The organism is Mesorhizobium sp. M2A.F.Ca.ET.042.01.1.1, from assembly GCF_003997405.1.
Taxonomy (GTDB): domain Bacteria; phylum Pseudomonadota; class Alphaproteobacteria; order Rhizobiales; family Rhizobiaceae; genus Mesorhizobium.
Window position 1 is genome coordinate 18,784 of record NZ_RZRX01000028.1, and the last position, 18,935, is coordinate 37,718.

At 58.4% G+C, this 18,935-nt stretch carries 18 protein-coding genes and 1 pseudogene; 6 read left to right on the top strand and 13 right to left on the bottom strand.

Features of this window, described 5'->3' with window-relative positions; translation table 11 throughout:
• The first annotated feature begins 13 nt into the window (after window positions 1–13).
• The gene (locus EOA23_RS06735; RefSeq protein ID WP_127303323.1) at window positions 14–1,186 is read left to right on the top strand and encodes a glycosyltransferase; all 1,173 of its coding nucleotides are present in this window, start codon (window positions 14–16) and stop codon (window positions 1,184–1,186) included.
• 2 nt (window positions 1,187–1,188) lie between these two features.
• Entirely contained in the window at window positions 1,189–2,325 is a 1,137-nt protein-coding gene (gene glf / locus EOA23_RS06740; protein WP_127303324.1) for a UDP-galactopyranose mutase, read from the top strand.
• Between the two features lie 39 nt (window positions 2,326–2,364).
• Here the strand turns inward: glf and EOA23_RS06745 are convergent, their stop codons facing one another.
• The 5 genes from EOA23_RS06745 to EOA23_RS35595 all read right to left on the bottom strand — a co-directional run bounded on the left by EOA23_RS06745 (window position 2,365) and on the right by EOA23_RS35595 (window position 5,879).
• A complete protein-coding gene (locus tag EOA23_RS06745; protein WP_127303325.1) occupies window positions 2,365–3,489 on the bottom strand; it encodes a beta-glucosidase in 1,125 nt (374 codons plus the stop codon).
• On the bottom strand, window positions 3,489–3,650 hold the full coding sequence (locus EOA23_RS35590) for a hypothetical protein (protein ID WP_189341522.1): 162 nt from the start codon (window positions 3,648–3,650) through the stop codon (window positions 3,489–3,491). Before EOA23_RS35590 ends, EOA23_RS06745 begins: the two co-directional genes overlap by 1 nt.
• 333 nt (window positions 3,651–3,983) lie before the next feature.
• Window positions 3,984–4,340, bottom strand: a complete 357-nt coding sequence (locus EOA23_RS06750; RefSeq protein WP_127303326.1) for a hypothetical protein — start codon at window positions 4,338–4,340, stop codon at window positions 3,984–3,986.
• Window positions 4,341–4,764: 424 nt separating this feature from the next.
• The gene (locus EOA23_RS06755; RefSeq protein WP_127303327.1) at window positions 4,765–5,691 is read right to left on the bottom strand and encodes a transcriptional regulator; all 927 of its coding nucleotides are present in this window, start codon (window positions 5,689–5,691) and stop codon (window positions 4,765–4,767) included.
• Between the two features lie 41 nt (window positions 5,692–5,732).
• Entirely contained in the window at window positions 5,733–5,879 is a 147-nt protein-coding gene (locus tag EOA23_RS35595; RefSeq protein WP_189341523.1) for a hypothetical protein, read from the bottom strand.
• A gap of 314 nt (window positions 5,880–6,193) precedes the next feature.
• On the opposite strand from EOA23_RS35595, the gene ctaD reads away from it, so the two are divergent.
• Window positions 6,194–7,852, top strand: coding sequence for a cytochrome c oxidase subunit I (gene ctaD, locus EOA23_RS06760; protein ID WP_127303328.1), 1,659 nt, complete (start codon window positions 6,194–6,196; stop codon window positions 7,850–7,852).
• Window positions 7,853–8,181: 329 nt separating this feature from the next.
• Here the strand turns inward: ctaD and EOA23_RS35600 are convergent, their stop codons facing one another.
• From EOA23_RS35600 to EOA23_RS06770, 4 genes and pseudogenes are all read right to left on the bottom strand, one after another.
• Window positions 8,182–8,358 (bottom strand): hypothetical protein, encoded by a 177-nt coding sequence (locus EOA23_RS35600; RefSeq protein ID WP_189341524.1) that lies wholly within the window; start codon window positions 8,356–8,358, stop codon window positions 8,182–8,184.
• Between the two features lie 261 nt (window positions 8,359–8,619).
• Window positions 8,620–8,772 (bottom strand): annotated as a pseudogene (locus EOA23_RS37045) (hypothetical protein); the annotation flags it as partial.
• Window positions 8,773–9,059: 287 nt separating this feature from the next.
• Window positions 9,060–10,826: an adenylate/guanylate cyclase domain-containing protein gene (locus tag EOA23_RS06765; RefSeq protein WP_127303329.1), complete on the bottom strand. Its 1,767-nt coding sequence runs from the start codon at window positions 10,824–10,826 to the stop codon at window positions 9,060–9,062.
• Window positions 10,827–10,856: 30 nt separating this feature from the next.
• Window positions 10,857–12,599: a winged helix-turn-helix domain-containing protein gene (locus EOA23_RS06770; RefSeq protein ID WP_127303330.1), complete on the bottom strand. Its 1,743-nt coding sequence runs from the start codon at window positions 12,597–12,599 to the stop codon at window positions 10,857–10,859.
• Window positions 12,600–12,801: 202 nt separating this feature from the next.
• Here EOA23_RS06770 and EOA23_RS06775 point away from each other — a divergent pair, with 202 nt between their 5' ends.
• Window positions 12,802–13,098, top strand: coding sequence for a hypothetical protein (locus tag EOA23_RS06775; RefSeq protein WP_127303331.1), 297 nt, complete (start codon window positions 12,802–12,804; stop codon window positions 13,096–13,098).
• A gap of 435 nt (window positions 13,099–13,533) precedes the next feature.
• Here the strand turns inward: EOA23_RS06775 and EOA23_RS06780 are convergent, their stop codons facing one another.
• Window positions 13,534–14,169, bottom strand: a complete 636-nt coding sequence (locus EOA23_RS06780; protein WP_245474039.1) for an endo-1,4-beta-xylanase — start codon at window positions 14,167–14,169, stop codon at window positions 13,534–13,536.
• Window positions 14,052–14,663 (bottom strand): hypothetical protein, encoded by a 612-nt coding sequence (locus EOA23_RS36330; RefSeq protein ID WP_245474037.1) that lies wholly within the window; start codon window positions 14,661–14,663, stop codon window positions 14,052–14,054. The genes EOA23_RS06780 and EOA23_RS36330 overlap by 118 nt, the downstream gene beginning before the upstream one ends.
• A gap of 351 nt (window positions 14,664–15,014) precedes the next feature.
• Here EOA23_RS36330 and EOA23_RS06785 point away from each other — a divergent pair, with 351 nt between their 5' ends.
• Both EOA23_RS06785 and EOA23_RS06790 read left to right on the top strand, forming a co-directional pair.
• Window positions 15,015–15,368, top strand: coding sequence for an adenylate/guanylate cyclase domain-containing protein (locus EOA23_RS06785; protein WP_127303333.1), 354 nt, complete (start codon window positions 15,015–15,017; stop codon window positions 15,366–15,368).
• Window positions 15,365–16,762: an adenylate/guanylate cyclase domain-containing protein gene (locus EOA23_RS06790; RefSeq protein WP_127303334.1), complete on the top strand. Its 1,398-nt coding sequence runs from the start codon at window positions 15,365–15,367 to the stop codon at window positions 16,760–16,762. Before EOA23_RS06785 ends, EOA23_RS06790 begins: the two co-directional genes overlap by 4 nt.
• Window positions 16,763–16,812: 50 nt before the next feature.
• Here EOA23_RS06790 and EOA23_RS06795 read toward each other — a convergent pair whose 3' ends face one another.
• On the bottom strand, window positions 16,813–17,910 hold the full coding sequence (locus EOA23_RS06795) for a polyamine ABC transporter substrate-binding protein (protein ID WP_127303335.1): 1,098 nt from the start codon (window positions 17,908–17,910) through the stop codon (window positions 16,813–16,815).
• A gap of 571 nt (window positions 17,911–18,481) precedes the next feature.
• Window positions 18,482–18,935: FCD domain-containing protein (locus EOA23_RS06800; protein ID WP_145966405.1), on the bottom strand; the 454-nt coding region annotated here is incomplete at its 5' end.

The following is an 18,935-nucleotide window of genomic DNA, read 5'->3' on the forward strand; positions in this document are numbered from 1 at the left end:
GGGAAAAGCTTATATGGACGCGGCGATAAGAATACAAACCACCGTAAAAGCGAGAAAAGAGCAAGATTTATTGATATGCTTTTCCCATTTGCGATGGAATTTCGTCTATCAACGTCCTCAGCACATTCTCACGCATGCCTCGAAAGAGCACCAAATCGTCTACTTCGAGGAGCCCGTTTTTGAAGAATGCTCCCACTCTTCCGTTCGGTTTTGCGACGTTGCGCCGGGCATTCGGGTAGCGACCCCTCTGCTCCCGATCGGCACCAGCCCCGCCAGAGCCGACGCGATCCAGCGCAGATATCTGGACCGGATCATCGCGTCGACACCGCACGCCCAATTGACTGCCTGGTATTATACCCCGATGGCGCTGCGCTTCAGCGCGCATGTCAACTTCGACGTGTGCGTCTATGACTGCATGGACGAGCTTGCGGCGTTCAAGAATGCGCCAGCCCAGCTTGCGTTGCTGGAACGGACGCTCTTCGAACGCGCCGATGTGGTCTTCACGGGCGGCTTAAGCCTGTTCGAAGCGAAGCGTTGCCAACATCGGGCGATCTATCCCTTCCCCAGCAGCATTGACGTCAACCACTTTCACAAGGCGAGGGCGCCCGGCGAGGAGCCGGCGGATCAGCTCGCCATCCCGCATCCGCGGGTTGGCTTCTTCGGTGTCATCGACGAGCGCCTCGACATCGATCTCGTGGCGCAGGCTTCCAGCACGATGCCAGACGTGCACTTCGTGATGCTTGGTCCGGTGGTCAAGATCGATCCGGACATCCTGCCGAAGGCAAACAATCTGCACTGGCTCGGCAGCAAAGCCTACAAGGAACTGCCCGCCTACCTTCGGCATTGGGATGTCGGGTGGATGCCGTTCGCGCTCAACGAAGCGACACGCTTCATCAGCCCGACGAAAACTCCCGAATTCCTTGCCGCCGGCCTGCCCGTGGTGTCGACTGCGATTGTCGATGTGGTGCGAAGCTACGCTGCCGCCGGGCTCGTCGATATCGCGGACGCCGAAGACATCGAGGCCAAACTGCGCTCCGCGCTCGCGCAACCGCGCGAAATGCGCCTGCCAGCCGTTGATGCCTATTTGGCCAACATGTCCTGGCAGCGAACATGGGATGCCATGGCCGCCCACATCAGGAAAGCCAGTGCAAGCAAGAAGGTCGTGCCCTTCCGCAGGAGCGCGTGACCATGTTCGACTGGCTTATCGTCGGCGCAGGCTTTGCCGGCAGCGTTCTCGCGGAACGGATCGCTTCGCAACGAAGCGAAAGCGTTCTCCTCATCGACCGTCGGAGCCACATCGGCGGAAACGCGTATGACTGCTACAACGAAGCCGGAATTCTCATCCATCGTTACGGACCGCATATATTCCACACGAACGCCCAGTTGATCGTCGACTATCTGTCGCAGTTCACAAGCTGGCGCCCTTACGAGCACCGTGTGCTCGCTTTCGTGGACGGCAAGCTTCTGCCGATTCCGATAAACCTCGACACGATCAACCGTCTTTATGGTCTCGAGCTAAGCCCGGCAGAGCTGGAAGAGTTCTTCGCGTCGCGCCGTGAAACCGTTGGCGAAGTCCGCACCGCCGAGGATGTGGTTGTCAGCACCGTCGGAAGGGAACTCTATGAGAAATTCTTCCGCGGCTACACCAGAAAGCAGTGGGGAGTCGATCCCAGCCAGTTGAGCAAGTCCGTGACGGCCCGCGTTCCGACAAGAACGAACCGCGACGATCGCTATTTCGGCGACAGCTTCCAGCAAATGCCGGCCGGCGGCTACACGCGCATGTTCGAACGGATGTTGGACCATCCCAACATCAAGATCATGCTGCAGACCGATTGTCGCGAGGTCCGAGAGCGAATTCCCTTCCGGCGGCTGATCTACACCGGGCCGATCGATGAATTCTTTGACTGGAAGCTGGGCCGCCTGCCCTACCGCTCACTGCGCTTCGAGCATGTCACCCTCGACTGCGAGCAATTTCAGCCGGTAGCCGTGGTGAACTATCCGCAGACGGAAGCCTATACCCGCATCACCGAGTACAAGCATTTGACTGGCCAGAGGAATGTCCGGACCAGTCTCACCTACGAATACCCGACAGACATTGGCGACCCGTACTATCCGGTGCCACGTTCGGAAAACGAAGCGCTCTACAAACAATATGAAGCGCTTGCCGCGAATTGTCTCAATGTGTGGTTCGTCGGCCGTCTGGCGACGTATCGCTACTACAACATGGACCAGGTTGTAGGGCAGGCCTTGGCCACCTTCGCGCGTATTCAGAAGGAGCTTCCGGCTACCCGCGATTCGCAGACGGCTATCGCGGCGCCCGCCTAACGGCCCGTCCGCTTGTCCGGCACAGCAAGATCGCGCGCGTCAAGAATCGCTGAATAGCCTCTGCTGCCTCGCGAGTTCATCGGCTACCGGCTGGCGTATGCGGCGCGAGCCATCCGCATGGATCACGGAAAAGAGGCCAACTTCGGCGTGGCGGGAATTGTCCCATCCGGGATAGGCCGTGATTGGATAGAGGCAGATTCCTTCGATGGGGGCTCCTTGGCTGATAGCACCACGCACTTCGTCACACACGTAATGAAGCCAGGCCGGGCCAGCCGATCCCTCTGCTCCGGTCTCTGCAATATAGAGGGGCTTGCGGTAGCGTCGGGCGACCTCAACGAGCATTTCCGACAGAGCGCGGTATTCGTGGTGGCCCATTGGGATTGTCGGCCCCTGCAAATACCATTGATTGTGAGGATAGAAGTTGAGCCCGATCACATCGATGAGATCCTCGGCTCCTCCCAATTCTGGTTCGATTCTTCCCATCAGCATGTCGTAGGCTTCGAATTGTCCTTGGCGGGCATTCTCCGCGCGGCGCATCTCAGGACCGCTGCGATCCCGCGGCGCGATATGGATGAGCGGTTCCGCCCAAATGAAGCGGCATTCGGGATCAGCTTCACGCATTGCTTCGATACCCTTGACGGCCATCTTCACTAGGTGGCGCTTGAACCAACCCTTCCTGTTAGGTCCGGCAGGCGGGAAATAGCCAACTTCGACGGCCCACGCGAAGAACGAAATTTCGTTTATCGGGCAAACCATTGCGGCTTTGCCAGTCATTGCTCGATGCAATCTGACGGCTTCGCCCGCAAAAGCGGCATAGCTCTCGATCATTCGTTCGCTGCCCTGGTCGAGATAATCAGGGGACCCGTAGTGAAAGACATCCCAGATAACTTGGACGCCCGCGGTTCTGGCAGCTTCGAGCATCGAGACCCAATTCGACCAGTCATAGACGCCCGGGGCGCTCTCGATCAGATGCCACCGGAGCCCATCACGGATGGTCATCAACCCCAAATCCGCGCAACGACGGTAGTCGTCCGCCGCGTGAATGTCATGGCTTGTCGCCCGCACGAGATCCAGACGATGGCCATCTTTCCGGCGGTGCGAGGAGCACTCGAACCCAGCCATGAAAAAGCTTTCGAAAGCGAAAGGAGGAACGTGGCCCGGCATCAGACCTGTCTCACATCATCGCTGGCCTCGAATGCTCGATCGGTATCTTCGCGATGCTGGCCATACCACTGGCAGACCGAACGAAGACCAGAACCATCACGCACAATCTTTTTGAGCGCTTCACTCAATTGAGATGCCGCAACATGATGCTGTGCAGCCATCTGTAAATGCTAATGCCGGCAGGCCGAGCTGCCCGCTCTGCAATCGCAGTCTGGAGTGTCAGGACAACCAGATCGTCGCCGGCCACCACCGAGCCCCCTCGGTAGCGAGCGGCTTGTTTGCGCAAGGGGCCAAGCAAACGAACAACATTCAAGCGGGAAATTTCACAGGGAGCCATAGCAGGGATTTTATCAGCTTATCGAGAGGCCGCGATTACATAGGTTGAGTTCGCGCTTTCAGGTCGGATGCCAGCGCCCAGGCGACGTTCCGCGGCTGGTGCTAAGAGGCAGCCATTCGCGGCATGTTATCGATGCGCACAACCGCAGCCGGACGGCCTACTGCAAAGCGGGCTGTGAAGGCTGCTTACCCGGCTGGTCGCCGCCCGTGCTGGATCTAGGCGTTGGGTCCCTGTCCACCTCCGGATTCCGGTCCACCGGGGCCACGTTCATATTGTCGGCTTTGGACTTTGCCGGATCACTTTCAGCAGGGTTCGGGCTGGCGGATGAGGGCGCCTGACTATTCTCCTGTGGCGCTGGCTTCTCCTCAGTCGCAGGCGTCTTAGCCGCCTCACCATAAATTTCCGCAACGCCCCATGCGATGGCCGCCAGCACCAGTGCACAGATCAAAACGGCAAGAACCGGAAGTCCGCGGCCACCCTGGCGCGCTTTCTTTTCTGGGATCTCATTGGCCATCGAACACCATCATTAAGAGGATGGCCGGGCGAGCACCACGGCCAGGGGTGATACCTACTGCTTGGCTAACAAGCGATCCCCAAGGATGTTCCCACAATGAACCAATAAGAAGACAATGGCCGGGAGCCTCTCTCTGGCGACTGAGTAAAGTCAGTAGCTACCGCAGGGCAGATACGGCTACTTGCGCACGTCCGCAAACCGGAGACGCTGATTATCCGGCCACCAAGTCCCGACGGAGCTTTGCCTCTCTACCCCGCTTAGGCCTTGAGTCGCGACCAGGCTAAGCAGCCTCCGACCAACGGCGATGTTCTGACGCCAGGCACGATCCTCATGCAGCGTAAAGTGCCCTCCTCATGAGACCGGGCCTAACGCTCACCATCTTTGATGGCGGAGGTCGTTCGCCCGTCGAGGGCCTGAGATGCCCTCAAGCCTTCAGCAGGCGCAGAACGATGTCGTTGCTGTAATTGCCGAAGCCGTTGCCGAAGATATTTATGCCCCCCGGGTGACGCGCATCTTCCTTCACGCCGATTCTGATCCGGATCGAGCGGTGCCGCCCGAGCTCCAGGTCAACCAGCGAGCATTTGGAGACCTTGTGATTGTTGCGGTAGGTGCCATCGTTCGTGACGCGCCAGTGTGCGAGGTCGCCATATTGCGATCCGGCCAGCTTCCACCAGCCGGGCGTATGCTTGCCGCGCTTGTCCCCATAGTCGGCCGGCGCCGTCCAGGTATCTATCTCCTGTCCGTTGATCGCTACCGTGATGTCGGATGGCCAATGCTGCGACGTGCCCGGCACCTCTGACGAAAGCTCCATCGCCAGTTCCAACCCGCCGACCTTGGCATTGGCAAGCGTCGCATTGTTGGGAAACTGGTATTCGACGAAGCCGCGCGTGAACCACAGCAGCCCTGCCCGCATACGGCCAGGATCGAGGAAGGTGTCGGGCACATCGAGAAGTCCGATGACGCCGTCCTTTGAACACAGGCCGCAGGGAGCGGAGACTTCGCATTTCGTATAGAGTCCAAGCGGCATTGCCACTTCTATGACGCCGAGTTCCTGCGCTGGGGCGCGGTCCTTAAAGACGACAACCAATTCGGAGAAGGTCGAATAGCAAACCTTCTGGCTTCCCTTGCGCGCCTTCTGTGATTTCGTCTCAATCAACCCGACATCGACAAGAACCTGGATGTTGGCGGAAATCGTCGATTGCGGAAAACCGAGTTCCTCGGCCACTTGATTGACGTTTTTCGGCCCCTTGCGGTGCAGCAGATCGAGAATCCGGACCCGGACCTCGCTCGCGAGGCTCTTCAACAAGTCGAGCCGCTCGAGCGGATCGACAACCATGATTTCATTCGGCATATGGCCCCGCTCTCGTCACACGAGGCAAATGTATCAGCAGATCAGGACACAAATAAAGACGGCGGCAAAACGTAATGCCGCTGCAAGATCTGTTGCAGCACGATGCCATTCAAAAAACCCGCCACCAGCAGCCATCCGCAGAGGGTCTTGCGATCCGGGCCATCTGCAACGCCATCATGGAGCGACATCAGTCCTCCGCAATCCATGCTGCGCAAGCGCCCCATTCTCAGCCGGACCATAAGGCCATGACCGTCCTCCAGCCAGAATGCGAAAATCAGTCCCCCGCAACCGCTGAAAGCACCAGCACGACTGCAAACATATCAATAATTCGCGGCACTCCTCCAAGAATGCTGGGCAACCGAACCCATCATCACTTCGGTTGTTCCAGCTGCTGAAAAATTCGCCGCTAATCGCTGGGAACAATGCTCTCCCTGCCCGGTTCGGTGCGCCTGGAGCGTGCACAACTCGCTGCCAGTCATCCGGCTGAAGATCGAGAGTTGCCATGTCCCCCGCCGAGACAAGTGCAGAACTTCACTCTGGAGACCGCCATCCTACCGGAGCCGCGCGCTGGCTGTTCTCGACCAATCACAAAGACATCGGGACGATGTATCTGGTCTTTGCGATCATTGCGGGGATCGTTGGAATGCTTCTGTCGGTAGCAATGCGAATGGAGCTTCAGGAGCCCGGAATTCAGATCTTCCCCGGCTTGGCTGCATTCATCTACGGCTATCAGGGCGATTCGGCGATCGACGGCGGCAAGCAGCTCTATAACGTGTTCACCACTGCCCACGCGTTGATCATGATCTTTTTCGCCGTGATGCCAGGGCTGATCGGTGGCTTCGGAAATTGGATGATCCCGTTGATGATCGGCGCGCCCGATATGGCGTTCCCGCGGATGAACAACGTTTCGTTCTGGCTTCTCCCACCGGCCTTCATCCTGCTCCTGCTTTCCATTTTCATGCCCAGCGTGCCTGGCGGCTACGGCGCTGGAACCGGCTGGTTCCTCTACCCGACCCTGTCAACGTCGGGGCACCCGGGGCCTGCCGTCGACCTTGTTATATTGGCCCTGCACATCGCTGGCGCGTCCTCGATTCTAGGCGCCATCAACTTCATCACCACGATTTTCAATATGCGCGCTCCTGGCATGACGCTGCACAAGATGCCCCTGTTTGCCTGGTCGGTTTTGATTACCGGCTTCCTGCTGCTACTCGCTCTACCAGTGTTGGCCGGCGCGCTGACAATGCTGCTGACCGATCGCAATTTCGGCACCGCCTTCTTCGTGCCGGACCAAGGCGGGGACCTAATCCTCTACCAACATCTCTTCTGGTTCTTCGGCCACCCGGAAGTCTACATCATGATCCTTCCGGCCTTTGGCATCGTCAGCCAGGTCATCTCTACTTTTTCCCGCAAGCCGATCTTCGGGTATTTGGGGATGGTTTATGCAATCGTCGCCATAGGTGCGATCGGCTTTGTCGTGTGGGCGCACCATATGTACACGAGCGGGATCGGTCTCGATACCCAGCGTTACTTCACCTTTGCCACGATGGTCATCGCCGTTCCGACGGGCATCAAGGTCTTTTCCTGGATTGCCACCATGTGGGGTGGATCAATACGCTTACAAACGCCGATGCTCTGGGCTCTCGGCTTCATCTTCCTTTTCACGATTGGTGGTGTAACCGGCGTCCAGCTGGCCAATGCGGGGCTCGATCGCGAGCTGCACGACACCTACTTCGTTGTCGCCCATTTTCACTACATCCTATCGCTCGGCGCGCTCTTCGGTATTTTCGCAGGGTGGTACTACTGGTTCCCCAAAATGACCGGATATATGTACAACTCCGTTCTTGCCGGGGTACATTTTTGGACAACGTTCGTTGGCGTCAATCTGGTGTTCTTCCCGCATCACTTCCTTGGCCTAGCAGGGATGCCACGGCGTTACATCGACTATCCTGACGCATTTGCCGGCTGGAATATGGTGTCCTCTTATGGCTCGTACATCTCTGGCGCGAGCGTGCTCTTCTTCCTGGCCTGTGTGATAGAAGCTTTCTCCAGGAGACGCCAAGTTGGCAGCAATCCTTGGGGTCCAGGAGCCACAACGTTGGAATGGATGCTGCCCTCGCCACCTCCGTTCCATCAGTGGGATCGCCTGCCGGTGATCAAATAACCGGCGCTTTTTTCGAAGCCTGAGGACGTCACGGCACTCGCTGCAGAAGATGATGTTGAGCAAATCCCACTGTAGGCACGGCTGGTTCGGCCCGCACCGCCTGGCCAATGCGGCGACGTCGAGTACCGCCCTGCGCTTGCATGTGAGGCAGTAGACGCATAGGCCTGTGCCGCCGCAACTTGCCGCCGAGCGTGGCTTCTGTGAATGGATTATTCTTTGCCCATGGCGATCTCCACAGAGATCGGCCCGCCCGCCTTCTGATAAGAACGGCTCCTGACGGTCGCCAAGAAGGAAACGGATCGATTGACCGTCTTCGACCGCTTCTCTTCCTATTTGTACCTGCGCTTCTTTGCGTCCGTTTTGGTCCGGTTTTGAGTCTCCCGGGCTAAACGCGCTTCCTTCAATCGCGCTGTTTTCTCTGCGCGTTCCTGCCGCTCAACCCGCATGATTTCGTCAGCCGCCCGCCTTGCGCGTTCATTCCGGTCGTTATCAACCTGACGGATCATCTACCCTTCCGGCTCTAAAGATCTGAGGAACAACGCTCCGAGAAGCTGGACGTTCCTGTCTTGAATGATCAACTTGGATCTCCTCGAACGCTCGCTGGAATAGGCGACGGCTAACTCTAGATCTTATTGTTCGAGGTGCTCGCTTTGGAGAATGCAACGAAGCGCTCACTCTCCTAACACGGGACCGAGTCTCTCAACGTTGACAGGAGGCAACAAAGGGAACTCCCCCAAACGCGCCGTGTGTACCGACCCCATCATAATCTAAGCTGCTATCCAAGAACCGGCTCTAAACGGCCTCGCGACTGTGAAAGTGTCCGGCCGGACACCTGCCTCAACCTGCTTCCACGTCACGGGATGCGCGATCGGGTAGCCGAGGCGGGCTCGCGGAGAAAATGCGCCTACGGCAGTGTTGCCTCGGCGCGCACGCGGTGCTCCCGGCTGGACCTCGCCCCTCGCAGAAGGTGCGTGTGTTCCTCAGTTTCGTGAAAATGAACTCAGGGGACCTCGTGGTACTCACGTGTAGCGAATTAGCTCAAAACGGAGTTCATCCCGCCATGAATAGACCGGCTGCTTTCGGGAAACGACCACGAAGGCCTAAACGTCGGAAATGAGGCGCGAAGCTGCCGTTGTCGGTTCACCATCTGCCGCCCACCAGCTCGCCGACACCGGCGGGGTTGTCGGCTGGTACCAGTTAACCTGGACTATTCTAGCCCTGCACTTCGTAGGCCCTCTATATACCTGGAGCGGTCTTCCGTATGGATCAGTGGATAGTATTTCTCCACCCAAGCGATGCTGATTCCCGGCTGCAGGCGTTTGCATTCGGCGAGTGCCGGCCGTGCGATTTCCAGATCGCCCGCGAGGCCCGCTGAAGCCGCGAGCGTGCGCCAGGCAGACCCGAAGTCGGGCCGAAGTTGGACGGCGCGCCGCTCGGCGGTGACTGCTTCTTCATAGCGGTAAGCAACCAGATGGCACAGCCCTTCAATGGAGAAGTTCGCGGCCTGAGAATAGTCGCGGGGGCTCAATTGCCTAGCGATCTCGAGTTGGCGATAGCCTTCCTCTGCAAGTCCCGCATATCCATACGCCACGGCCAAAATAGCTCGCGCGTAGGCGAAGCTTGGGTTGCGCTGCAATGCCTCATTCAACTCTTCGACAGCCGGTCCAAAACGACGTGAAAGGGTGTAGACGTAGCCCGCCGCCATGTGCGCCCACGGGTCTTCTGGATCTAGGTCGATGGCTCGTTGTGCGACAACCAGACCATGGGACATGCCCCACTCGTAGTCCATGTTTCCAAGCGTCACCCGCGTGGCGAAAATCCAGGCCAGCAGGCTATGCGCTCGCGCGTAGCCTGGATCGAGCTCAATGGCGCGTTTCAATAGGTTGATGCCAGTGTCGTCAACTTGAGATACCCAGGTCCAGATAAAGGGCATGGCCCTCACCACGCAGCCCCAGGCATCGAGACTTTCCGGTGGCCTGCTCTGGAGACGGAGGTTCTCAGCTGCATAGAGCTGAGGCTCGATCGCTGCAACGACATTAGCCGTGATCTCGTCCTGTAGAGCGAAAATGTCCGTGGCCGGGCGGTCGTACCGCTCCGCCCATATGTGACTGCCGCTAGCCGAGTCGATAAGCTGGCCAGTTACCCGCAATCGCTCACCCCCCTTGCGGACGCTGCCTTCAAGGACATAGCGAACACCAAGCTCTCGCGCGACCTGACGGATATCTGGCGCCCTGCCCTTGTACGCGAAGGTCGAATTGCGGGCGATAACGAAGAAGCCCCGCAGCTTGGACAGAGCCGTAATGATGTCCTCGGCGATGCCGTCGCCAAAATATTCCTGTTCGGGGTCGCCGCTCATGTTCTGGAACGGCAGGACGGCGATCGACGGCTTGTCGGGCGGCGCCAGTCTTCCACCGGACAGATCGGGCACTGTCGACACGCTTGCGATGTGACGGTCGAAGGCCACGCGATAGACTCGCACCGGCCGGGCAATGTTTTTGAGTTCTTTTTCGCCGAGATCCGCGAATTGTTCCTTCAGCTTGTCGCGCACCTGCTCATATGCAGCACCTGACAGGTAAATACCGTTAGGTTCGGCGATACCTTCCAGACGAGCGGCAATGTTGATGCCGTCGCCCATAAGGTCACCGTCGCTCTCCTCGACTATGTCGCCGATATGGATGCCGATCCGGAACTCGATCCGTCGATCAGGCGGCACTCCGGCATTGCGTTCAAGCATGGCGTTCTGCACTTCGATAGCGCATCGGACGGCATCGACCACGCTGCGGAACTCGACAAGGGCTCCGTCACCGGTGCGTTTCACCACGCGTCCGATGTGGACCGCGATGGTAGGATCAACCAGATCGCTGCGGAGCGCCCGCAGGCGCGCGAGAGTCCGATCTTCGTCCACGCCAGCCAGTCGGCTGTATCCGACGACATCGGCGGCCAGGATCGCCGCGAGCTTGCGGGTCTCACTCACGTTGCCCCTCCTTTCGTGGGCTCGCTGCGCTCAGCGCAACCCGCTTTGCTGGCCGAGGTCGCGCAGCAACTTCTCGTCATCGGGTCGCATCCTGTTGGCCCGAATGAACAACTCGTTTCCGTTTTCCGGGCTTTCACTATTGACCAGCTGTGCCAACTGCCTCGCCTCGTCGGTTCGGCCGGCCGCGGTCAGCGCCAAGACCGCAATACGCCTTATATGGGCATGAGCGTTGCGATGGAGCGTAGCCCGCAAGGCCCACCTGGCAGCCTCGTCGGCTCTTCCGAGCCGCAGCAGGGAAACCGCGCGCGCCGCTTGGTTAGGAGCGAGGAAGGGGTCGAACGGCGACAGTTCTCTGGCATGGTCCGCTGCCTGAATGGCCATCTTGGCATCCCCTGACCAGCCATCGGTAAAGGCTCGCGCATAATGCCCAAAGGCATAGGAAGGGCTGAGGACTGTCGCCCGCTCCAAGGCCTCTGTGGCTTCTTCGCGCGCACCGATGATCCAGAGGGCGCGCCCGAGGGCGCAATGCGCTGCGGGGTCGTATGGATCGACCGCCACTGCGCGGGCCGCAAGATCGTGAGCGAGCCGGCCTTCCGCGGAGAGATGCGACGGATCAAACAGATACGCTCTCAAAAAATGTGTAAACGACAGGCTCGCATAGGGACCTGCAAAGCGCGAGTCGAGGTCGATCGCCGCCTTGAACAGATCCTCGGCGACCGTATTGTCCTGGCCGGTGAACATGTGCATGTGGCCCAGGCCACGATGATAGGCCTGCCATGCGTCCAGTTCGTGAAGAGGCCGCCGGACCGCGATATTGCGCTCCGCGAGATTGACCTCGTCCGCGATCAGAATCGCAATCTCGTCAGCTAGGGCTTGCCCGAACTGCGAGATCAATGCGAGGGGCTTCGAGAATCGTTCGGAAGAGAGCACGCGGCCGTCAGCCGCCGCGACCAACTCGACATCGACCCGCAGCGTCGGTCCGTGCAGCGTGATGTTGCCGGCGCAGACATAATCGCAGCGAAGCAGCCGGGCGGCCTCCAGGCTGTTCAGTCCGAGAGATGACAAAGCCTGTAGCGAGTTCGCTGCGATGACGAAGACGGTTCGCAGTCGGGCAAGGTCGCGGATAATGTCCCTCAGCAACCCATCCCTCAAGACATGGAGGCGCCGGGAAGCTATGTCCTCGAGCGCGAACGGCAGCACTGCGATCGCCGGCCTGTCGCGCCCTGAGACGCGAGCAGCCTGTGCTTCAGCCGATCTCGCCGGCCCCAAAAGAGGCATTGTCGACCGGCTTTCATCAGCCAACAACTCGAACGCACGCCGCAAGGAAAGGTCGTCTGGAAAATTGGTTGCGTCAGGCCGCGTTTCAGGCTGAGCTTCCGATGAGGGGTAGCGCGGCCCAACGTTCGATTGTGCGTCGGCGGTGGCTGAATCATCGGCTCGATCGTTTGCCTCCTCCTCAAGCGTGAGCATGTAGCCGCGCTTTGCCACCGTCTTGATCAGGGTTGCCCCCTCCTCCCCGAGGACGCTCCGAAGATCGCGGACGGTCTGTGTCAATGCATCGTCAGTTACGACGAGGCCCTGCCACACTACCTCGAATATCTGATCTCGACTCACCACGCGATTTGCGTGCTCGACCAGATAGGCCAACAGGGAAAAGGTCTTCGCACGAACATAGACCGGGCGGCCATTCTCCAAAAGAAGACCCCGCTCCCGGTCGAAGGCGTATGCGCCAAGCCGGATGAGAGCTTTGTGCGCTTGATCGGCCCCGCTCAACGGCGTTCTCCCCTGAAGGGTGCCTAGGTATACCGAATCTCCTCATATTAGGAAACTCTCACCTAAAGACCATTGAGTTCTTGAACCCCCCAAGTTTCGTCTCGATTTCGGAAATCTTTCCGCTGGATATCAGGCCTGGCCCCGCAAGCTCACCTAGGCTGCGACTGCCGCCATAGCAGGCGGCTCGAGAGGAGAGAACGCCATGGCCACCATCGAATTCCCACACAGTGCCGGGTTGCGACGCCACCACGAGAGTCGTGCTGTCCGCCGCATTTTCGCCCTCCTGAACGTAACGGCTTCTGCCATTCTGTGGCTGCCACGGTTTTGGGCACACCGAACGCAACTCGCCCCTCTTGCGTCTATGAACATACGCGAACTTCAGGACCTCGGCCTGAACTCGTGTGATATTGCAAATGCTTTTGCGCAGCCGAATGAGCAGGACCCGACAGTGTACCTCGCAGATGTCGCTCGCGAGCGCAGGATGCGCAGCCAAACTTAGAGCACTTGGTCAAAGACAAGTCGGTCCCAGGGGGCATAGGATCGGACATCCTTGCGCTGGTTTGGACTGCCCTGGCCGGTCGGAGAAAATCCGATGAGTGCAACGTCTGGGACCCGTCGGCTCATCAAATCCGAATGGCCTGGACCGCACCTCCGCGCGGCAACCCGGCCAGGTATTCCGAGTGCAATCTCACTTCTCGCTGCCTTCGCCCTATCGCGATCAGGGTATAGCAAGCGATGCGGCGGCTGTTGCAGTCAAGCGCGCTCTACCCAAGCGGGAGATTCTCTATTTCGCAAATCTCGTTCTGGCAAATAGGTATCGATCCGGATGATGGAGATTCCATGATTATCCTTCCTGCCTGCCATTCTCGAGAATGGCTACCGCATTTATGGGCACCCTAGTCGCTCGGTTTTCGCCGCAGTAACGAGAGTCGCCTTAGACTCGCAGCTTCGACTTCGACACGGTCTCTGTAAGAAGGTGGTAAACCGGTTTCGGGGTCCAATCGCGGTTGAATATGCCTGGTCGAGCCATGCTGTAGGGTTCGATACCCAGCGAGCCGGTTTCCACCATGTTGCGGCCGTCGATAGCGGCAAAAAATGTAATCTCGCGCAGTCGTTTCAAGTCGCAAAGAAACTGGAACGCCCGAGTGTACCGGTCCGCGACAATCCGGTCGTTTTCCTTGACGCTCTTTGGCCAGAACCCGTCACTCTTCGGCTCGCCGCGCATGCCATAGATCTGTGTCAGCTCCGTTATGTGGATGTCGTACTCGAGTTGCTCGATGTGCTGGAAGAATTGCTTTCTCAATACAAGGTCGGGATGCATAAAGCCGCCGAGAGCGGCTCCGGTGATCGGCACGTTTCGCCTGCGAAGCCGTTCCAGCAGCGCCATGTAATCCTTAGTTTTGCGCTTGAACCAACCCTCTGGGTGAATTTCAGGACCAAACTCTTGATAGATCAGCAGGGCATCGGGTGCCGCCTCGTGCGCGGCATGAAAAAGGATATCAATGTACTCCTCCCCGAGAGCGTCGCTGAAAGGGTCTTGCCGCAGACCACCCTGGTGGTCGGCCAGAATTTCACAATTACCTGGATGATCGCGTTGCGACCCTTCAGTGGCCGGCATGCCTGCTGCGCCCGCTTTACCAGCGTCTGCTCCAGCTCCGTCCGGCTCTTAGGGCTACCGTCAGCGCGCAGGTGCGCGTTCCACGGTAATGCCTCTTTCGAATAGATCTGCCGCGCCCGTGAACGCAAGCTGAGCTCTTGGCATCGATCCAGAAATGTCGTCAGGCGGCTGAAACCGGGATCGTCGACGTTGAAGCCTGGATTGGCATCCCATTCCATTTCCTCAAGCAGATTCGCCGAAAGCGTGAAATGCTGGCCGATAGTGTTGCCGAAATCCTTATCCTCGATCTGCGATAGCGAGGCAAAGGCCCCGATCTCTACGCCACGGGCCTGAGCCACTTGCCTGAGCGTTGAAAACTCTGCGACATTCCCTGACTGTGGCCAGCTTCCTGTCAGAACAACAGACAGTGCGCCAAGCAGTACACTACGGCGATCGAACTCGGCCATCTTGGGGGCCTCCAGCAAAGGGTTTGGAGTGCAAGGTCTTTCCCTCGGTAGCGCGCTCGGGCTTTGCCAATGCTCTCCATGGTGATCGCAGCAAGGTCGCGATTTCGCCCATCTCGCGATCTCCTTTACCGGTAGAATAGCAAGAAGATCGAGCGTGGGAGGAACTTTCGCGCGCAGCGCTGCAATCGGCGCGGATCGATTGCGCATCACCAATCCCAACGACACCGCCACCGGTAGGCAGTCAAAGCCCCGAGGCCATAGGCCTCAGCAGCGGTCCCTTGACCGCTGGTGGGCACAGATATGCTACTATCATACCGAATTGATGTGACGTCTTTGTAGTCGGGAGACATCGTGGCGCGCCTGGAACGAAAGCTTGTGGCGGTTTTGGCAGCGGACGTAGCTGGCTATTCACGTTTGATGGGAGCCGACGAGGCCGGGACTCTATTTCACCTAAAGGCACTGCGCGCCGAAGTGATCGATCCAAAGGTCGCGCAATTCAGGGGCCGGTTGGTCGGCACTGCGGGCGACAGTCTGCTGATCGAGTTTCCCAGCGCCATCGATGCGTTGCAGTTTGCCGTCGAGACGCAAGAGCGCATAACGTTGCGCAACACAGATCTTCCGTCAGAGCGGCGCATGGCCTTTAGAATGGGCATCAACGCTGGTGAGGTCATCCTGGATGGACGACCATCTACGGCGACTGCGTGAACGTGGCCGCTCGGCTGGAAAAGGTCAGTGAGCCCGGAGGTGTTGTCGTTGGAGGCAGTGTCTATGATCAAGTGAAGGGAAAGATTCCCTATACGCTCGTCGACTTGGGCGTGCATACGATGAAGAACATTGCCGACCCTGTGCGTGCCTACCGGGTTCAAACAGAAGAGCGGCATGATCCAGAAGCTTCCGCATCAATTGCTTCAGCGGAGGATTTGCCACTCCCGTTCAAGCCATCGGTGGCGGTGTTGCCTTTCACAAACATGTCAGTCGACCCCGAGCAGGATTATTTCTCGGATGGAATAGCGGAAGACCTCATTACCGAGCTTAGTCGCAGTCAAAGTCTGTTCGTAATTGCGCGCAATTCCTCGTTCGTTTTCAAGGGTCAATCCGTAAACATCACGGAGGTCGGAAGGAAGCTCGGTGTTCGGTATGTCGTCGAGGGAAGCGTTCGAAAGGCGGCTGCACGAGTCAGGATCACTGCGCAGTTGATAGAAGCAGCCACTGGAAATCACGTCTGGGCAGAGCGTTATGATCGAAGCATCGACGATCTTTTCGCCGTGCAGGACGAGGTGACAGAACGGATCGCCTGGGCACTGGTCGGCAAGGTAGGCACTGCTGAGATCATTCGGACCAAGCAAGCGCAAACGAGCCTCAGCGCATATGACGCTTTCTTGCGCGGCGTCGATGCTATGCACCGATTCACCGAGAAGGATACCGTCGCTGGCGTCGAGTTCTTAAAGCTGGCTCTTAGCCGGGAACCTAATTCGGCGCGAGCGCACGCATGGCTCGCAGATGCCTATGCGACCCTCTCGGTTTTCAGAGATGACGAAGACATGAAGGGCTTGGCCATGCAGTCGGCATTGCGGGCTATCGAACTTGGCGACGTCAGCGGACTGGCAGAGGCGATCGTCGCCGCCTTACACGGATGGAAAGGGGAGTTCGAGGCCGCCGAGACTCATTGGCAACGCGCTCTGGCGATGGGTCGGACGAACCCGATCGTACTCGTCTGGGTCGGGTACCTCTGCCTGTGGAGTGGTCAACTCACAAAGGCCCGCGAGATCGGTGAGCGGCTTAGACGACTGAGTCCGCTCGAACACCGCGATGTCCACGAGCTACTTGCATTCGCTTATTATCTGCTTGGTGAATATGAGGCTTCGCTGGATTCGTTCCGACGTTGGGAGAACAACAGCTACGATCGCGGCTTCGCTAATCTGGCTGCGTGTTTAGGACAGCTCGGACACATCGACGAGGCGGTACAGGCTTGGGGCAGGTGCCTCGAGCGTAAGCCAGGATTCACTTTAGGTGACTACAGGCGCGGCTCTCCTTATCGGCGTCAGGAGGACGTGGAGCACTGGTTAGAGGGCCTACGGAAAGCAGGAATTGCGGACTGACGGATGCCCGATGGACAATCAGGCGGTTCGTCGGAAGCAACTGCCGCCAGTCACTGACCCGTGACGATTTTCGTCCAGGTGCGCGTCGCCACGCGCTGTGTCTTCTGATCGTAGGGAAAGACGGTGAAAAGCTTCCTTAATGTGGCATCGTCTGGATAGATCGCAGGGTCGCCAAGAATGCTTCTTTCAACGAACTTTTGTGAAGCTTTGTTGCCGTTGGCGAAAAACACATAATTTGTGTTCTTGGCGGCGACTTCAGGCTTCATCAGGTAGTTGATGAAGGCGGTCGCTTCGTCAACGTGCGGTGCATCTTTTGGGATCGCCAACTGGTCGAACCACATGACAGTACCTTCCCGAGGTATCGAGTAGGCGATTGTGATGCCGTTACCGGCCTGAGCGGCGCGATCGCGCGCCTTCAGGACGTCGCCCGACCAGCCAATCGCGAGGCAGATGTCGCCGTCCGCCAAAGCGTTGATGTACTCGGACGACTCGATTTTACGGACGTCGGGGCGGATACGCATCAACGCGTCTTCGGCCTTACCGAAGTCTTCCGGCGAGGTGCTCTCCGGGTTCAGCCCAAGATAATTCATCGTGATGGGCAGGATTTCGGTGGGCGAGTCGACAACGTAGACTCCGCAACTGGCAAGCTTCTTCAGCTTCGAGGGATCGAAGAAGACGTCCCAACTGTCGAGTCTGTCGACACCGAGCGCTGCTTTGATCTTCGAGGTGTTGTACCCCAAACCCACCGTGCCCCACATGTAGTTCACCGAATATTGGTTGTCCGGGTCGTACTTAGCGGTGCGCTGCTCGATGACGTCCCACAGGTTGGCGATGTTGGGCAACTTCGACTTGTCCAGCTTCTGAAAGACGCCGGCTTCGACCTGGCGGGCCAGAAAACTGGCGCTCGGCACGACGACGTCGTAGCCAGAGCCGCCAGTAAGCAGCTTGGTCTCGAGGATCTCGTTGGAGTCAAAAACGTCGTACACGACCTTTATACCGGTTTCCTTGGTGAACTCGTCGATGACCGTGGGATCCAGGTAGTCCGACCAGTCGTAAAGGTTGACCACCTTGTCGGCAGCTTGCGCGGACAGGGTCATGAGCCCGGCGAGTAAAGAGGCAGCAGACCAAACAAGCGCCTTGCGGATCATGTCCTCACCATTGGCCGCAGTTGCCAAACTGTGAACGGCCACACTTGGACGACCGTTCACATTTTCATATTAGCACATACTGAAAATAGTCGAATGGGCAAACTCGATCGTCAAATGCGCACTCGAAGAGGTGGGGTGCGATCGGATCGCCTTCGGAAGAGACCAACTGCAAGGCCCTTGCGGATTCGGCGTACCAAATGCCTGGAACTGGCAAACTGGCGCATCAGCCGTTCGCTCGGATGTCCGCTTCCGGAAGCGGCTAGGATTTGCTCGACGACTGACATGAGGCGCAAAGCGGTCTTTCCGACATCGGCCCTGGTGCCTATCTGTACCAACACCAGCAGCCTTAAAGGCGGGGTACACCGCGCCTTGGCGCGCTAACCTGCCCGCGTTCCCGTTTCGCGCGACTTCTCGGAGCGGTGATGCGCCTCTGGCTCGCCGCGGCGATTGCGCGCCCTTCCAACACAAAAACCGCCCCGGTTAGACCGGGACGGTAATTGATTTATGATAAAATTGGTTGCGGGGACGCGCTTGAGGACAGTGATCGGTCAAGCCTCGCGCTCTGGCAAGTTCACCGTCCGAGGAGATTCTTCTCGACGGTTTTGAGATGAATCAGCATCGCTGTCTTGGCGCCATCCGGATCGCGACAAACCAGGGCGTCCAGAAGTGCCTGATGCTCCCGGCAATACACCTGGCGCCGCTCTTCCGAAAACGAGCGCTTCTTCATTTCGAACCAAGGTGACTGGTTGCGGATGGCACGCATCAGATTGTGTATCTCTTTTAGGAAGTCGTTGCGGCAGCAGGCGAACACCCGGTGGTGGAATTCGGCGTCCCAATGCTCGAAATCCGGCATGTCGCTGGCCTCGCATGCGGCCTGATGCGCTTCGCGAACGGCATTCAACTCGGTTGCGCTGGCATTGGTCGCGGCAAACGCGGCCGCGGCCGGTTCGAGCAGTTGCCTTATTTCCATCATGTCGGCCGGGCTGGTTCCCTCCATGCGCGAGACCATCGCCGCGATTGAGGTG

Coding starts and splice junctions, on each gene's coding strand:
- EOA23_RS06735 (WP_127303323.1), top strand. CDS start 14: ATGGACGCGGCGATAAGAATACAAACCACCGTAAAAGCGAGAAAAGAG.
- glf (WP_127303324.1), top strand. CDS start 1,189: ATGTTCGACTGGCTTATCGTCGGCGCAGGCTTTGCCGGCAGCGTTCTC.
- EOA23_RS06745 (WP_127303325.1), bottom strand. CDS start 3,489: ATGCCGGGCCACGTTCCTCCTTTCGCTTTCGAAAGCTTTTTCATGGCT.
- EOA23_RS35590 (WP_189341522.1), bottom strand. CDS start 3,650: ATGGCTGCACAGCATCATGTTGCGGCATCTCAATTGAGTGAAGCGCTC.
- EOA23_RS06750 (WP_127303326.1), bottom strand. CDS start 4,340: ATGGCCAATGAGATCCCAGAAAAGAAAGCGCGCCAGGGTGGCCGCGGA.
- EOA23_RS06755 (WP_127303327.1), bottom strand. CDS start 5,691: ATGCCGAATGAAATCATGGTTGTCGATCCGCTCGAGCGGCTCGACTTG.
- EOA23_RS35595 (WP_189341523.1), bottom strand. CDS start 5,879: ATGTCGCTCCATGATGGCGTTGCAGATGGCCCGGATCGCAAGACCCTC.
- ctaD (WP_127303328.1), top strand. CDS start 6,194: ATGTCCCCCGCCGAGACAAGTGCAGAACTTCACTCTGGAGACCGCCAT.
- EOA23_RS35600 (WP_189341524.1), bottom strand. CDS start 8,358: ATGATCCGTCAGGTTGATAACGACCGGAATGAACGCGCAAGGCGGGCG.
- EOA23_RS06775 (WP_127303331.1), top strand. CDS start 12,802: ATGGCCACCATCGAATTCCCACACAGTGCCGGGTTGCGACGCCACCAC.
- EOA23_RS36330 (WP_245474037.1), bottom strand. CDS start 14,663: ATGGCCGAGTTCGATCGCCGTAGTGTACTGCTTGGCGCACTGTCTGTT.
- EOA23_RS06795 (WP_127303335.1), bottom strand. CDS start 17,910: ATGATCCGCAAGGCGCTTGTTTGGTCTGCTGCCTCTTTACTCGCCGGG.